Here is a 14,506-nt window from a genome sequence, read left to right on the forward strand (position 1 = left end):
TGCCTGTGCACCGACCCCGCCGAACGGTTGGCCGATGGATGGGCGGCAGACTGGGGGCATGGGTGCTGGTTCTTCGATTCGACCCTCGGCAGCGGATATGGCTGCGGCGCAGGACAAGACGATTCCCGATGTGATCGGGACGGGATTGCGGGTGTTGTTCTGCGGGATCAATCCGGGATTGTGGTCCGGGGCGACCGGGCACCACTTCGCGCGGCCCGGGAACCGTTTCTGGCCGACGCTGTACCGATCGGGCTTCACCCCGACACAGCTGCGGCCCGAAGAGCAGGAGACATTGCTCGAGCTGGGACTCGGGATCACCAATGTGGCTCCGCGCACGACGGCCAAGGCCGACGAACTGACCGCCGACGAGCTGCGCGCCGGTGGTCGAGCCTTGATCGAGCGCGTCACCCGCTACCAGCCGCGAGTGCTGGCGGTGCTGGGCATCGGCGCCTACCGCACCGCCTTCGGCCGCCCCAAGACCACGGTCGGCCCCCAATCGGAGACGATCGGCAACACCGCCATCTGGGTGCTACCCAATCCCAGCGGCCTCAACGCCCACTACGCCCTCGACACTCTCGCCGTGGAATTCCGCGCCCTGCGCGAGACAGTGGAAACCGACTGACCTGTCAGGCGGCGAAGATCTTGCGGACGAGGGATTCGTCGCCATCGATTTCGATCGGGGCGAGGGTGCGGGCGGTGTCCAGGGTGAGGGCGCCTGCGGCGAGGCCGAGGATGAAGGCGGGGTCGGCGCGGAGGGTGGCATCGAAGGGGCAGCCGTCGGGTAAGCCGACTTCGAATCCGACGGGCGCCGAACGGAGTCCGAAGGGCGCGCCGTCGATCTCGAGGCCGATTGTCGCTGTGGGCCGGACCTGGACCCCGGGCGTTGAGGAGGGCGGGGACGGCGAGGGCGAGCCATTCGGGGCGGAAGATGTCGCCGCCGGGGCCGGAAGTCATCAGTGGTGTCGACCAGCGGATGAGGCCTTCGATCGGCTCGCGTAGCTGGGCGCCCCACGCCGTGAGGGCGTATTCGACCGTACTGCCCGCGCCCGTCAGTCGACGTTCGACCACGCCGGAGGATTCGAGGTCACGCAGCCGGTCGGCGAGCAGGTTGGTCGCGATGCCGGGTAGACCCTCGATCAGGTCGCGGTAGCGGGCGGGGGCGATGAGCAGCTGGCGGACGATGAGCAGGTTCCATCGGTCGCCGACGACCTCCAGGGACCGGGCGAGCCCGCAGTACTGGCCGTAGCTACGCATCATTTCCTTCTATCGCTTGATCTTCTCAAGTGCACGTGAGATTCTCAAGTGTACCTGGATGCCAAGTCCGGAGGGGGGCCACCATGGCCGATTCCACCAGCAGCGTGCGGCCCGCCTGGGTCGACGACGAGCTGTTTCCGTTCGAGAGTCGTTTCGTCGAAATCGACGGTCACACAGTGCATTACGTAGATGAGGGGTCGGGCCCGACACTGCTGTTCCTGCACGGCAATCCGACCTGGTCGTTCCTGTGGCGCGAGGTGATCGCCGCGCTGCGCGATGACTTCCGCTGCGTCGCAATGGATTACCCGGGTTTCGGGCTGTCCACACCGAAGGCCGGGTACCGCTACCTGCCCGAGGAACACGCGGAGGTGGTCACCGGGTTCGTCGACGCACTCGGGATCGAGGGGGTCACGCTGGTCGGCCAGGATTGGGGCGGGCTGATCGGGCTGGCGGTCGCGCAGCGGCGGCCGGGTGTCTTCGATCGGCTGGTGCTCGCCAATACCTGGGCGTGGCCGGTCAACGGCGCCTTCCACTTCGAGGCCTTCGGCCGCCTCATCGGCAATCCCGTGAGCCGGTTCCTGGTCCGGCGATTCAACCTGCTCGTCAACGGTTTCATCCCCACCGGCCACCGCAGGCGCAAGCTCACCGCGGCCGAAATGGCCCACTACCGCCGGGCATTGGACACCCCCGAGCGACGCCAGTCCTCGGCCGTGTTCCCCGGCCGAGTCCTCGCCAGCCGTGACTTCTTCGCCGAGATCGAGGCCGCTCTGCCGGATGTCGCCCAGTTGCCGACGCTGATCGTGTGGGGTGATGCCGACATCGCCTTCCGCCCTCAGGAGCGTGAGCGCCTGGAAGCGACGTTCACCAACCACACGACCGTGATTGTTGAAGGCGCGGGCACCTATGTGGAGTCCGACGCCCCCGAGGAGTTCGTCGCCGCGATCTGCGACTGGACAGCGACCCAGCGCGGCGACGCGAGTCGCGCGAGCGAGACGGGTGTGTAGGTCGGATTCAGCCGTCGATCTCGGGGAGGGCGGGGACGGGGAGGCCCAACAGGAGTTGGTGGGTGCTGGTGCGGAGGAGCTGGAGGTGGATTGTGTAGGGGTGGCCGGTTTTTCGGTTTCGGAGGTGGAGGGCGGGGGAGGGGCGGGATTGGTAGACGTGGCCGGTGGTCCACAGGCGGCGGAAGTCGGGGATCGGGGACAGGGTTCGGAGCAGGGGTGCGGTCAGGTCGTTGGTGATGGAGCGGGCGGCGCAGGCCCGGAAGCGGCCGACCATGTGGTCGGCTTCCTGTTCCCATTCCTCCATGACCAGGCGCGCCCGCGGATCGGTGAACATCCAGGTCAGGGCATTGCCCTTGGCGGGCAGGCCGGGGAAGGCGGCTTCGAACGCGGCGTTGCCGGCCAGGATCTGCCAGCCGCGGTCCAGGACGGCCGCCGGGTGCGGCGTCATGGCGTCGAGATCGGTGTGGAGCAGCGGGTCGACGGCGTCGCCGGACGGCGAATGGCCCGGGATATGTTGTTGGGCAAGGTGATACAGGTGGCTGCGTTCGTCGGGGGTGAGCCCGAGAGCCTCGGCCAGCGCATCCAGGACCGAGGGGCTGGGGTTGTGGGCTTCGCCCTGTTCGATCTTGGCCAGATAGCCGACGCTGGAGTGGATGGCGGCCGCGAGCTGCTGGCGACTCAGACCGGAGGGGTCGTCGGGGGTGGGGCGCAGGCGGCGGGCGCGAACGAACTCGGCGAGGCTGGGGAGCTGTAGATCGTCCATCGGGTTCAATCCTGGTGCGTCGTTTCGCCTTTCGCCACTTCGACCAGGGCGGCCGCCCCGCGCGCGATACGGTCGGCGGCGTCTTCGAGGGCGGGTTGGCCGACGTCGAGCCACGCGATCACAGCGTCGAGGATGTAGGCGGGGATGACGGCGGCGGCCCAGTCCTGCCAGGGCCCGGCGGGGACGGCCTGGGCCAGGTAGCCCTGGGCGACCAGGGTGGAGTAGCCGCGCACCATATCGCTCACATCGTGAAAATCGGGTTCCCGCAGCGCATGTCGGAACAGCAGCCGGAAGGCGTCCGGATCGGCGGCCGCGGCGGCGAGCAAGGCGGGGATGCTGGTGCGGTCGGGGGCGTCGGTGCCGACCGCCTCCCCGAGCCGGGTGTAGGCGCGTTCGAGGGCGGCCCGGTAGAGGTCGGCCTTGGAATCGAAGTGCCGGTAGAGGATCACGTGCGAAACCCCGGCGGCCGCCGCGATCTGATCGAGCCCGGTGGCCGCGAAGCCATTGGCCGCCACCACGCGCGTGGCCGCGTCGAGCAGCTGCTCACGGCGCTCGGCGCGGGGCATGCGACGTGCGGTTTCGGGTGCCGTGGGGAGCCGAGTTCGCTTGGGTGGCACGGATTCACCTCCTTGTTCAGGTGGAATGGTACAACCAGTTATGTTTAAGTGTGGTTGTACAAGAGTCCGTAAAGGTAGGAATGATCATGACCACCGAAGCCGAGACCGCAACTCCCGCCACCGACATGGCACCGGGCTGTCCGATGTCGGGCAGTGCGGTGCCGATCCAGAAGGTCGAGACCCCCACCGGCGACCCCGCCTGGCAGGTGTGCGGCTACCACCTGGTCAAGGACCTCTTCACCGACACCCGGCTGGGCCGCTCGCACCCGACCCCGGCCACCGCCCCGCGATCCTCGTACTCGGTTTTCTTCGGTTCGCCACTGGGCAACTTCGAGACCGAGCCCGAGGACAACGCCCGCATGCGGCAGCTGCTCAACCCGTTCTTCTCGCCCCGCCGAATGCGCGAATTACGGCCTCGCGTAGAGAAATTCACCAGCCGGCTGCTCGACGAGATGGCCGCCTCGGGCAGTTCCGCCGATCTGCACGCCGCCCTCGCCGTCCCGCTCCCGCTGCTGGTCATCACCGAATTGATCGGCGTCCCGTACGAGGACCGGGACATGGTGCGCGAATGGACCGCCGCGCTCTTCGACAAGTACGACGCCGCGAAATCGGCTCGGGCCGGGGCGGAATGGTTCGCCTACAGCAAATCACTGGTGGAGCGGCAGCGGCGCGAACCCGGCGGGACGGGCGTGCTGCCGAGCCTGTGCGAGGTCGACGACATCAGCGATGATGTGATCGCGACACTCACCCTGTCGCTGCTGCTGGCCGGTCACGAGACCTCGGTCGTCGAAATCGGTTTGGGCGTACTGGCTTTGCTGCAGCACCCCGAGCAGTGGGACCTGCTGGTGTCGCGGCCCGATCTGGTGCCCGGCACCGTGGACGAACTGCTCCGGCTGCACAAATCCACCGGCTTCGCGCGGTATGCCCGCACCGACTTCGAGGTTGAGGGCGTGTCCATCACAAAAGGCGAGCTCCTGCTGCTGGATGTGGATTCGGCCAACCACGATCCCGAGGTCTTCACCGATCCGCGCAGCCTGGACATCACCCGCAACGAGGCGCAGCATCTGGGCTTCGGCTACGGGCCGCGCTACTGTCTGGGCGCGCCGCTGGCCCGGGTCGAACTCGAAGTCGTCTTCGAGCAGCTGGTTTCGCGATTCCCCACCCTGCATCTCGCCGTCGACGCGGCCGACTTGAACTTCCGCACCGACGTCGCGACCAATGGCGTGACCGAACTGCCGGTCGCATGGTGAGATTCGCGGCCGCCGGGGCGGCATTGGGTCTGGCGGCCGGGCTGTTGCACGCGGGTACGGCAGCGGCCGAGCCGGGCTCGTGTGCGCCCGCGCGGTCGGAGGTGATGTCGGCGGCGGAAACTCCCGATATCGACTGGGCCGAGGGACTCGGCTACGACGCGCACGGCGAGCTGTGGGTCACGCGGGTGCGGCGCAATGAGGTGCAGCGCTACGACGCCACGGGACGAATCACGGCGCGGGTCGCCGTCCCCTCGCCGGGTGCGATCAAGCTCGGGCCGGACGGGAGAATGTATGTGACGTACGGTAATTCGCTGTCCAACCTGCGGCCGGGCTCCAGCGGCGGTGGTGTCGTACGGATCGACCCGGATGCGGCCGAACCTACCGCCGAGCCGTTCGCCGACGGTCTCGGGATGGCCAATGGCCTGGCCTTCGACGCCCGTGGCGAGCTGTATGTCGCCGATACCTCGGCCGGGATCATCCATATCCGGTCCGACGACACCGTGGATCGCGAATGGTCTTCCCTCGCCGGGAATTTCGGCGCGGATGGGCTAGTGAGCGACGGCGACGCGCTCTATGTGACCCTGTATCTCAGCCCCACCGGACGCGTGCTGCGCGTGCCGATCGCCGATCCGGCCCACCCCACCGTCGTGGCGGACCTGGGTGACACGATCGGATTCCCTTCTCTGCCCGATGATTTGGCGAGCGCGGGGGAGGGCGTGTTCTACGACGCCAGCACCACCGGCCACCTGGTGCGCATCACCTCCGCCGCCCACACCGCCTGCACCGTACTGTCCGGAGGCGGTATGACGGCGGTCGCCGTGCCGCCGGGCTCCGAGCACGACCTGCTGGTCGCCACCACGCGCGGCGATCTGCTGCGCGTCTATCTGTGAATCCAACTACCCCACACCACGTTTCATCCCTTAAGGAGTCCGTGATGACCGCGGAACCGCTGCCCCAGACCTGCCCCGTCACCGGCGCCATCGCACGCACCACCACCGCCCTCGGCCACGATGCCTGGCTGGCCACCGGCTACACCCAGGTCCGCACGCTCTTCAGCGACCCCGGCTTCGGCCGCTCCCACCCCACGCCCGAGACCGCGGCCCGCGATTCGGAATCGCTGTTCTTCGGCGGCCCCACCGGCAATTTCGAGACCGAACCGCACGACCAAGCCCGGCTGCGCGAGCTGGTCGTGCCCTACTTCTCGCCGCGTCGCATGCGCGATATGCGCCCGCACATCGACCAGCTCACCGCGGGGCTGCTCGACGATCTCGAGGCGCACGGGTCCCCGGCCGACCTGCGCGCCCTGGTCGCGGTGCCGTTGCCGATGCTGGTCATGTGCGAACTGCTCGGCGTGCCCTATGTCGATCGCGAGCAGTTCCGCGCCTGGACCGAGGGCGTCGCCGACAAGCACGACAACGAGAAGGTGGGCGCGGGTCTGGCCGGCCTCTTCGGCTACTTCGGCGATCTGGTGGCGCGCAAGCACCGCGAGCCCGGAAATGACATCCTGACGCACCTCATCGAGCGTGGCGATGTCAGCGATAACGGCGTCGCCACCTTGGGCCTGGGCCTGCTGTTCGGTGGGCACGAATCCACGGTCGTCGAAATCGGTTTGGGCGCACTGAATCTGCTGCGCAATCAGGATCAGTGGCAACGGCTGGTGGACGATCCCGGGCTGGTGCAGTCCGGCGTCGAGGAGCTGCTGCGGGTCAACGAAGCCATTCGCATCCCGCGCTACGCCCGGGAGAGTGCGGAGATCGACGGCGCGACGGTGGCGGCCGGTGATCTCGTGCTCCTCGACATCACCGCCGCCAATCACGATCCGGACGCCTTCCCGGAGCCCGAACGCATGGATCTGACCCGTTCCGGCGCAACGCATGTCACCTTCGGTTACGGTCTGCGGCACTGTGTCGGCGCACCCCTGGCCCGGGTGGAGCTGCAATCGGTGTTCGGGCAGCTGGCGACCCGGTTCCCGACGCTGCGGCTGGCCGTCGCGCCGGAGGAGATCCGCATGCGCACCAGCACCTTCACCGGTGGTGTGGAGGAGTTGCCCGTCATGTGGTGAAAACCGTTGGGGTAGGGCTTGTTAGGCTGCTTCCGGTCGTTTGTCTGACGGGAGCTCATTGTTCATGCCCTATGCCATCTCCGCGGGGGCGAAGGTGTTCTTCACAGACAGCGGAGGGGATGGGCCGGTCGTGGTCCTGGGGCATCCGTTCCTGATGGATCACGAGGTGTTCGACCGGGAGGCCGAGTCCTTCCGGCCGCACACCGAGGCCCTCGGACCGGGCTATCGGGTGATCGCCGTCGATGCGCGCGGACACGGCGAAACCCTCAGTGATGACACGCCTTTCAGCTGCTGGGATCTGGCTCGTGACGCCTGGGCGGTGGTGGATCATCTGGGTGTGGACCGGGTGGTGGCCGGTGGCTACGACATGGGTGGCTTCACCGCCCTGCGGATGGCGCTGCTGGCCCCGCCGCGCGTCGCCGGTCTGGTCCTGATCGGCACCTCCGCCGAGGCGTACACCCCGGCGCAACGGGAGGGCTATCGGCAGGTCCTGGACGCGTGGACCGGGACCGCGCCGCTCGAGGTGATCGCGAAGATGGTCGCCGGGCTCACCATCAGCGTCAATCGCGAGGATTACGCGGATTGGCTGGAGAAGTGGCTCGCCAGCGACCGGCAGCGCCTGTCGAAGGCCGTCGACGGCCTGATCAATGTGGATTCCATTGTCGAGTTGCTCGGCGATATCGCCTGCCCCGCATTGCTCATCCGTGGCGCGTCCGATCCCGCGTTCAGCGAGCCGACCATGCGTGTGCTGGAGGCGGGGCTCGGCGGGCCCACCGAATTCCGAACCATCGAGGGGGCGGCGCACGCCGTCACGCTCACCCACGGCCCCGAGGTGGACGGGCTCATCCTGCGTTTTCTCGACTCGCTACATCTCTGATCCCGGCCGGGGTGCCCCCGCGCGAGGGGTACCCCTGGGCAGGGGGCGGGCAGCACCCGGGCCGGTGAAGTTATTGCCCGGAGAACCGTTGCGCCTGTTGTATTTTTCTCGGCAGCGTCGCCACTTCTTCACCTCGAGTACAGGCAAATGGGGTAGAACCATGTCGACTTCCTTTTTGTTCGGCGGCCAGGTCAGTCTGACGGCCGAAACCATCGACGAATTCGCGCAAGCCTGCCCGGCTGTGGGCATCGCCTATGAACAGGCCGCCGACGCGACCGGAATACCCCTCGATATCTTGCGGGCGCGCTTACCGGAATCCGAATATCCGGGGGCATCGAATGATTCGGGCGAGGACAGCCACAGCATCGGCGCGCTCCGGCAGGCCGCCTTCGCGCTCGGATTCGCGGAGGAGCTGGCCGGGCGCGGGTTGCGGCCGGCGGCCGCGGGCGGTCTGAGCCTCGGCGCGCTCATCGCGACCTGCGTGGCGGGAGCCGTGGCCAGGGAAGAACTGTTCGGGCTGCTGCACCGGCGGCGGCTGGTACCGCTGCCGGAGGATGTCGCGGCGCAGGGCATGGCTTTGATGTACACACCGGTTTCCGACGCGCCGAAGAACTATTACGGCAAGCGGCGGCCGGGTGTCTATCTCGCGGTCGATACCGGGCCGATCGACGCGGTCATGCGCTCCTTCGTCCTATCCGGTCATATGACGGCGCTTCGGGAAATACTGGCGGAGGTGGAATCCGACCCCGGCCCCCGGCAGATGTACATTCTCGACGCATATCAGGGTGCGTTCCATTCACCGCTGCAACAGCATGCGGTCGACTTCATGCGGGAATTCGTGGACAGCATGACATTTCGCGATCCGCGTATTCCGGTGTGCTCACCGGTGCGGCAGCGCGCTCTGCGGTCGGCCGAGGAGGTCAAGCATTTCGTGCTCACCCACAATTTGCTCCCCGCCCGCTACGAACCGCTCATCGCGGAAATGGATCGGCTCGGCATGACCGGTGGCCTGGTGCTCGGCCCGGGATTGCCCGCGCCCGCGGTGCAGCCGTTCCCGGTCGAGGTGCTCGCCGAACCGGCCGATCTCGACCGGCTGCCTGATATCGCGACGCACCTGGCCGGACCGTCGGCGGAGGTGGCATGACGCGCTTCACCGATCGCCGAGTACTCGTCACCGGCGCCGGCTCCGGTATCGGGCAGGCGATCGCCCTGCGCCTGCTCGCCGAGGGCGCCACCGTCTGCGGCGTCGGGCGCACGCCTGCCGCGTTGGAACAGACGGTCGAACTGGCCCGGGAGCGGGCGCTGCACGACCGGCTGCGCGTCGAAACCCTAGATATCGCAGACGAATCCGCCGTCGAACGGGTGGTGCCCAAGGTCGTCGCCGAACTCGGCGGGCTCGACGTACTGATCAACGCGGCCGGGATAGTCCGCATGTCACACGTGCACGAGACCAGTACCGCGCTGTGGAACGAAGTGCTGAGCACGAACCTCACCGGCACGTTCCTGGTGACCCGCGGCGCCCTGCCCGCCCTCCTGGAGTCGGATCGCCCGGTCGTGGTGAACATCAGCTCGAACGCCGCCGCCTACGCCGCGCCCTACCGCGCGGCCTACGCCGCCAGCAAGGGCGGCCTCGAATCCTTCACCCGCGCTTTGGCTCTCGAATACAGCAAACAAGGACTCCGCGCTGTCTGCGTATCCCCGGGCGGAATCGAAACCGCCATGACCTACAGCCTCACCCCACCCCCGGACATCGACCCGACACTCCTGTCCAAAATGGCCCCCGCCATCGGCCCCCTGCTCGGCTCACCGGACATGGTGGCGGGCGTGGTCGCCATGCTCGCCTCCGCCGACGCCGAATTCATCACCGGCACAACGATTCACGTCGACGGAGGCGCCCACATCTGAGCACCCGCACCCAGCCGTTCGCCGGGAACCCGATGGCTGGAGGTTCGTCCAACCGCAGCCATCGGGCCCGCGGCCGGTCTTGGAGATTATGCGTCTTCGCATGACATGTGATGCCGATTACATTTGGCCACGCCATCGCATCACTCGTCACCCGAGGAACACCCATGTCCGAGCCCGACCTCACCCGCAGGTGCATCGCGCGTGGCGGAACGTGGCTGTCCCTCGCCGTCACCCTCGCCGCCCCACTCTGCGTGCTGCTGATCCTCGCCCACCACGCCTTATGATCGGAGATCGGCCTTCCGATGAATTTCCGCGCCCGAATCCGTCTCAATAGGGGCCAACACCCCATACGAGCGAGTGAGGAACGATCGCGATGAGTGGACTGGGAATCTGTCTCTGGTTCGACGACGAAGGTGAGGAGGCGGCGCGGTACTACACCTCTATCTTCAAGAATTCGAAGATCAATGCCGTGGTGCCCTACGGCGAAGCCTTCGGCGGTAAGGCCGGCCAGACGATGGTGGTGGACTTCGAGGTCAACGGCCAGCGGATCACCGCCCTCAACGGCGGGAAGATGGACTGGTCGTTCAACGAGGCGATCTCGCTGATGATCGACTGCGAGGACCAGGCAGAGGTCGACTACTACTGGAACGCCCTCACCGCCGACGGCGGCCAGGAATCCCAGTGCGGCTGGCTCAAGGACAAGTACGGCCTGAACTGGCAGGTCACCCCGAAGCGCTACTACGAACTGGCCGACCCCTCCAACCCGGCCCGCGCCGACCGCGTCAACCAGGCGCTGATGCCGATGAAGAAGATCGACCTCGCCACCCTGGAACGCGCCGCGGCGGAAGCATAGACAAAGTGGGTTCCTTTGCATCGCAAAGGAACCCACTTCGTAATGCCGTCCAGCGGGCGACACGACTACTGCCCACACGCGTGTCGCAACGAAGCCACTCGTAAACGCCTGCGCGGCGGGGGTTGCCGGGGTACGACGCTGTTCTACCTGCCGAAGGTCGCGCCCCGCGAGCCCAGGCTGGGGCTGGAGGATCTGCGCCCGATCATGCGGTATCTGGCTATGTTGGCGCGGGCCGGTGGCGCTCGGACCCGAGGCCAAGGAGGCGCTGATGACCACCGCGGAACGACTCGAAGCAAAGGGCCGTGCCGAGGCATTGCTCGAACTGCTGGCTTTGCGGTTCGGACCCGTGCCCGCGCGCATCGCGGACCGGGTTCACAACTCTTCCATCGAGCAGCTTCAACAGTGGACGACCCGCGTTCTCACCGCCGATACCCTCGGGAAGGTCTTCGAGCCGTAAGGAGACAGCCTGAACCCGGCCAACCTATGGGTTCGACTCGGGCCCGAAAAGCCGACAGGCGAATTCCTTTGCGTAACAAGGAATTCGCCTGTCTTGGTGTCCGGAGGGGGACTTGAACCCCCACGCCCTAATACGGGCACTAGCACCTCAAGCTAGCGCGTCTGCCATTCCGCCACCCGGACCGGTGATGCTGGACAAGATTAGCGGAGAGGTTGGCGGAAAAGGAAATCGGGGCTGGAGCAGGCGAAATGGGGTGCGCGGGGGAGGGTTTGGGGGTTAGTGGAGGATGCCGAGGAGGTTGGCGTTCTTGATTTGGGTGTCCTTGTTGGCCTGGACCTGGCAGAGGCTCTGGACGGCGGCCATGGAGAGGTCGACCTGGGTGCCGGCGGGCTCGTTGTCGTTGCCGGTTTGCTGCTTGATGAACTTGGTGATGGTGATGCGCTGAGTGTTGGCGTCCTGGGCGAGGTAGTCGCTGCACTTGGTTTCGCCGCCCTTGTTGAGGGCCTTCTCGACGTCGGAGCAACCGGACAGCAGGGCTACGGCGGTTGCGGCGGCGGCCAGGGCCGCCCATCGCGCGGTGTTCATCATGCGTTCCTCGTGGGTCGTGCGCGGTGGGTGTCGACCGCGATCGACCGCCACTGTAGATGGGCGCGACCGTTCGGCAATCGGGGCTGGACCCGGAGATTCGGCGCAATGAGGTGTGATTCCAGTCACAACCCCTACGGCCCCTCGACAGTGCATCGACTGCGAATTGGCATGCGGTGCAAGCGATTCACGGCCGGGATTCGGCCGCGCTGGCGGCGCGCCAGACCCGGGCCTCGCTGGCATTGCCGCGGCGCGTGAGGAGTTCGGCCAGACCCGCCATGGCGCGCGGGTCGCCGTGGGCGGCGGCGGTGCGCCACCAGTGTTCGGCCTCGGGGAAATCGCCGCGGCGGTAGCGCAGGACGCCGAGGTCGTAGGCCGCGGCTAGGTGGCCGAATTCGGCTGCCTGCGTCCAGAGTTGGACGGCCTGGGCCTCTTCGCCGCGGCTCTGCATGGCGACGCCGAGCTCGTAGAGGGCGTTCTGGTAGCGGCCCGCGTCGGTGGGCGGCTCCGGCGGGGGCGGGGTGAGGGCGAGGGTGAGTTCGACGACCAGTTCCCCGAAGTCGGGCGGGCCGACTCCGGTGCTGCAGTGCAGGACGGTCATGGTGGGCTCGCGGGTGATGAGCATGCCGTAGTTGCCCGACCAGGACACGATGGTGTCGGCCTCGTCCACCCAGACGGGCGTGAGGGTGATCGCCGCATCGGCCTCGCTCGGGCAGACCTGGAGGTCGATGCCGCCGGTCATGGCATCGCTCCAGACGTCAACCCCCCTGAGCCGGCGGCCGTCCAGCAACACGTACCCCCGGTCCACGCCGAGCCCGATGCCGAGGCTGCGCACACCGGGGCGCGGGGCGGCCGCGCGCAGGCCGAGGCGGACCGTGGTGGGCGAGACGCCCACGACCTCCGTGTGCAGGGGGTAGACGTGTGCCCCGTTCCAGGTCACGGGGTCCGCGCTGTCGTATCGGTCCGCCAGGGGAGGTTCGGTCGTGGCCGGCTCGGCGTACGAATACGACCCCTTCATCTGCCCCGCCTTTCACCGGTGCCGTGGGATGTTCGCGCATACCGTAGTACCGATGCCGCCCGCAGCGTCCCGTATTTGCCAGCTACCTGAAATCAGCAAACACCTGGTCAAATGACCTGCGTCCGGAGTGCCCCTCGAGGGGTGTCCGTGTCCGGATTTCGCCGGTCGCTCGACGTGTCGGCCACGTCCACGCGGTGTGTCGTACTTGCGCAACGGCCGGTGTCCTGTTGAATCGTCGGCGAAATACCAGCGAACGAGTGAAAGGTAAGGACATATGGCTCTGCCCACCATGACCCCCGAACAACGCTCCGAGGCGCTGGCCAAGGCCGCGGCTGTTCGTAAGGCACGCTCCGAGATGATCGCTGAGGTCAAGAAGGGCTCGCTGAGCCTGAGCGAACTCCTCAAGCGTGCCGACAAGGAGGACTTGGTCAAGAAGACGAAGGTGGCGGCAGTCATCAAGGCGCTCCCGGGCATCGGCCCGGTCAAGGCGGCCAAGCTGATGGACGAGGCCGAGATCCCCGCCGACCGCCGCATCGGCGGCCTGGGCTCCCGTCAGCGCGCCGCGCTGCTGGAGGCGTTGAAGGCTTGAGATCGGGGGGTGGCCTGCCGGGTCGCGAAATCGACCCGGCGGCAACCGCTCCCACCGCCTCTGCTTGCTCGGTAAACCTGCAGGATATCGGCCGATTTGGTCTGAACGGTCCGATCCGATAACCTTGCTGAGCACCACCGGTCCGGGTGGCGGAATGGCAGACGCGCTAGCTTGAGGTGCTAGTGCCCGTATTAGGGCGTGGGGGTTCAAGTCCCCCTCCGGACACAACGAGGAGCGGGTTCCACCGAGCAGTGGAACCCGCTCCTCTTTCCATTTCCGAGGCCGACGTGATCCGGGATAGCGGGGTGGGTGGCTGCACTCAGGGTGCGAGCCAGTCGGCCAACTGAGGTAGATCGGTGCGCGGCACGCCCGTGAATCGGGGCGCGCGTTTCTCGAGGAAAGAGGAAATACCTTCCGCCAGATCGGGGCTGGCGGAAGCGTAGGGGATGGTCCGCCGATCCAGGGCGAACGCCGCCTCCGGATCGCCGTGAGAGGCCATGGCGACGAGGGCTCGGCGAATGACGGCGGCGGAGGTGGGGGCGATGTTGGCGGCGAGATCGCGGGCCAGGGCGTAGGCGGCCGGGAGTAGTTCGGCGGGGGAGTGCACGCTCGTCACCAGCCCGGCGTCGAGGGCTTCGGCGGCGTCGAAGAGCCGCCCGGTCAGCATCCACTCCTTGGCCTTGGCGAGGCCGACCAACTGGGGCAGGAACCAGGTCGATCCGCCCTCCGGGAACAGACCGCGGCGGGCGAACACGAAACCGAAGCGGGCGGTGTCGGCGGCCAGGCGGAAGTCCGCGGCGAGCGTCATGGAAATGCCGACCCCGACAGCGGGTCCCTGAAATGCCACGATAACCGGCTTGTTCAGGTTCGTCATCGGGCGGGCGACGCGGGTCGACGGTTCGTCCCAGTCTGGATCGGCGATGTCGCCGAGCGAGGGCTCCGCGAAATCCATTCCGACACAGAAGTAGTCACCAGCAGCGGTGAGCACCACCACCCGAACCTCATCGTCGAGATCGGCGGCGGTCAGGGCCGCACCGAGTTCGTCGGCCATCCTCAGCGTGAACCCGTTGCGCGCCGCGGGCCGGTTGAGTGTGATGGTCGCGATCGTGTCCTCGACCGAATAGACGATCGTCGAAAACGAAGCCGAACCGCACTGATCCACCGCGTCGGCCGCCATGCCGCACCAACTCCCCAGGCCTCGAGATACCGGAAGCTGAAGCCTCTCAACGTATCAGCGGTAGGTCAACCCCGCGCGCCCCGACTCAGCAGCCG

At 67.3% G+C, this 14,506-nt stretch carries 16 protein-coding genes, 2 tRNA genes and 1 pseudogene; 12 read left to right on the top strand and 7 right to left on the bottom strand.

The genetic code is table 11. The features are described from left to right. Nucleotides 1-58: 58 nt before the first annotated feature. Entirely contained in the window at nt 59-622 is a 564-nt protein-coding gene (gene mug / locus ON43_RS16990; protein ID WP_040808425.1) for a G/U mismatch-specific DNA glycosylase, read from the top strand. Nucleotides 623-626: 4 nt separating this feature from the next. On the opposite strand, the pseudogene ON43_RS43730 reads toward mug, so the two are convergent. Beyond that, nucleotides 627-1,254 (bottom strand): annotated as a pseudogene (locus tag ON43_RS43730) (winged helix-turn-helix transcriptional regulator). 83 nt (nt 1,255-1,337) lie between these two features. Between ON43_RS43730 and ON43_RS16995 the strand changes: the two are divergent. After that, the gene (locus tag ON43_RS16995) at nt 1,338-2,258 is read left to right on the top strand and encodes an alpha/beta fold hydrolase (protein ID WP_051178537.1); all 921 of its coding nucleotides are present in this window, start codon (nt 1,338-1,340) and stop codon (nt 2,256-2,258) included. Nucleotides 2,259-2,265: 7 nt separating this feature from the next. Here ON43_RS16995 and ON43_RS17000 read toward each other — a convergent pair whose 3' ends face one another. Beyond that, complete coding sequence (locus ON43_RS17000) at nt 2,266-3,021, bottom strand: helix-turn-helix transcriptional regulator (RefSeq protein ID WP_051178538.1); 756 nt, start codon at nt 3,019-3,021, stop codon at nt 2,266-2,268. Between the two features lie 5 nt (nt 3,022-3,026). Beyond that, nucleotides 3,027-3,638, bottom strand: coding sequence for a TetR/AcrR family transcriptional regulator (locus ON43_RS17005; protein ID WP_040808429.1), 612 nt, complete (start codon nt 3,636-3,638; stop codon nt 3,027-3,029). An 86-nt stretch (nt 3,639-3,724) separates the two neighbouring features. Here ON43_RS17005 and ON43_RS17010 point away from each other — a divergent pair, with 86 nt between their 5' ends. The 8 genes from ON43_RS17010 to ON43_RS17045 all read left to right on the top strand — a co-directional run bounded on the left by ON43_RS17010 (nt 3,725) and on the right by ON43_RS17045 (nt 11,042). Beyond that, nucleotides 3,725-4,888, top strand: a complete 1,164-nt coding sequence (locus ON43_RS17010; RefSeq protein ID WP_245568628.1) for a cytochrome P450 — start codon at nt 3,725-3,727, stop codon at nt 4,886-4,888. Then, complete coding sequence (locus tag ON43_RS17015) at nt 4,882-5,778, top strand: SMP-30/gluconolactonase/LRE family protein (protein ID WP_040808434.1); 897 nt, start codon at nt 4,882-4,884, stop codon at nt 5,776-5,778. The genes ON43_RS17010 and ON43_RS17015 overlap by 7 nt, the downstream gene beginning before the upstream one ends. A 44-nt stretch (nt 5,779-5,822) precedes the next feature. Further along, entirely contained in the window at nt 5,823-6,950 is a 1,128-nt protein-coding gene (locus tag ON43_RS17020) for a cytochrome P450 (RefSeq protein ID WP_051178540.1), read from the top strand. A gap of 64 nt (nt 6,951-7,014) precedes the next feature. Then, nucleotides 7,015-7,827 (top strand): alpha/beta fold hydrolase, encoded by an 813-nt coding sequence (locus tag ON43_RS17025; RefSeq protein ID WP_040808436.1) that lies wholly within the window; start codon nt 7,015-7,017, stop codon nt 7,825-7,827. A 160-nt stretch (nt 7,828-7,987) separates the two neighbouring features. Continuing rightward, nucleotides 7,988-8,971, top strand: coding sequence for a hypothetical protein (locus tag ON43_RS17030; RefSeq protein ID WP_157514076.1), 984 nt, complete (start codon nt 7,988-7,990; stop codon nt 8,969-8,971). Then, the gene (locus ON43_RS17035; protein WP_040808438.1) at nt 8,968-9,732 is read left to right on the top strand and encodes an SDR family NAD(P)-dependent oxidoreductase; all 765 of its coding nucleotides are present in this window, start codon (nt 8,968-8,970) and stop codon (nt 9,730-9,732) included. Before ON43_RS17030 ends, ON43_RS17035 begins: the two co-directional genes overlap by 4 nt. Nucleotides 9,733-10,105: 373 nt before the next feature. Next, entirely contained in the window at nt 10,106-10,585 is a 480-nt protein-coding gene (locus ON43_RS17040) for a VOC family protein (protein WP_040808440.1), read from the top strand. Between the two features lie 268 nt (nt 10,586-10,853). Beyond that, nucleotides 10,854-11,042, top strand: a complete 189-nt coding sequence (locus tag ON43_RS17045) for a hypothetical protein (protein WP_157514077.1) — start codon at nt 10,854-10,856, stop codon at nt 11,040-11,042. A 94-nt stretch (nt 11,043-11,136) separates the two neighbouring features. On the opposite strand, the gene ON43_RS17050 is transcribed toward ON43_RS17045, so the two are convergent. From ON43_RS17050 to ON43_RS17060, 3 genes are all read right to left on the bottom strand, one after another. Further along, a tRNA-Leu gene (locus ON43_RS17050) sits at nt 11,137-11,224 on the bottom strand. Between the two features lie 94 nt (nt 11,225-11,318). Further along, on the bottom strand, nt 11,319-11,627 hold the full coding sequence (locus ON43_RS17055; RefSeq protein ID WP_040808698.1) for a hypothetical protein: 309 nt from the start codon (nt 11,625-11,627) through the stop codon (nt 11,319-11,321). Between the two features lie 187 nt (nt 11,628-11,814). Beyond that, nucleotides 11,815-12,645 (bottom strand): tetratricopeptide repeat protein, encoded by an 831-nt coding sequence (locus ON43_RS17060; RefSeq protein WP_040808446.1) that lies wholly within the window; start codon nt 12,643-12,645, stop codon nt 11,815-11,817. Between the two features lie 274 nt (nt 12,646-12,919). Here ON43_RS17060 and mihF point away from each other — a divergent pair, with 274 nt between their 5' ends. Next, on the top strand, nt 12,920-13,234 hold the full coding sequence (gene mihF / locus ON43_RS17065; protein ID WP_040808447.1) for an integration host factor, actinobacterial type: 315 nt from the start codon (nt 12,920-12,922) through the stop codon (nt 13,232-13,234). A gap of 140 nt (nt 13,235-13,374) precedes the next feature. Further along, a tRNA-Leu gene (locus ON43_RS17070) sits at nt 13,375-13,459 on the top strand. Nucleotides 13,460-13,553: 94 nt separating this feature from the next. Here ON43_RS17070 and ON43_RS17075 read toward each other — a convergent pair. After that, nucleotides 13,554-14,411, bottom strand: coding sequence for an enoyl-CoA hydratase-related protein (locus ON43_RS17075; RefSeq protein WP_051178541.1), 858 nt, complete (start codon nt 14,409-14,411; stop codon nt 13,554-13,556). Between the last annotated feature and the right edge of the window lie 95 nt (nt 14,412-14,506).

It is taken from the genome of Nocardia concava NBRC 100430 (assembly GCF_000308815.1).
Classification (GTDB): domain Bacteria; phylum Actinomycetota; class Actinomycetes; order Mycobacteriales; family Mycobacteriaceae; genus Nocardia; species Nocardia concava.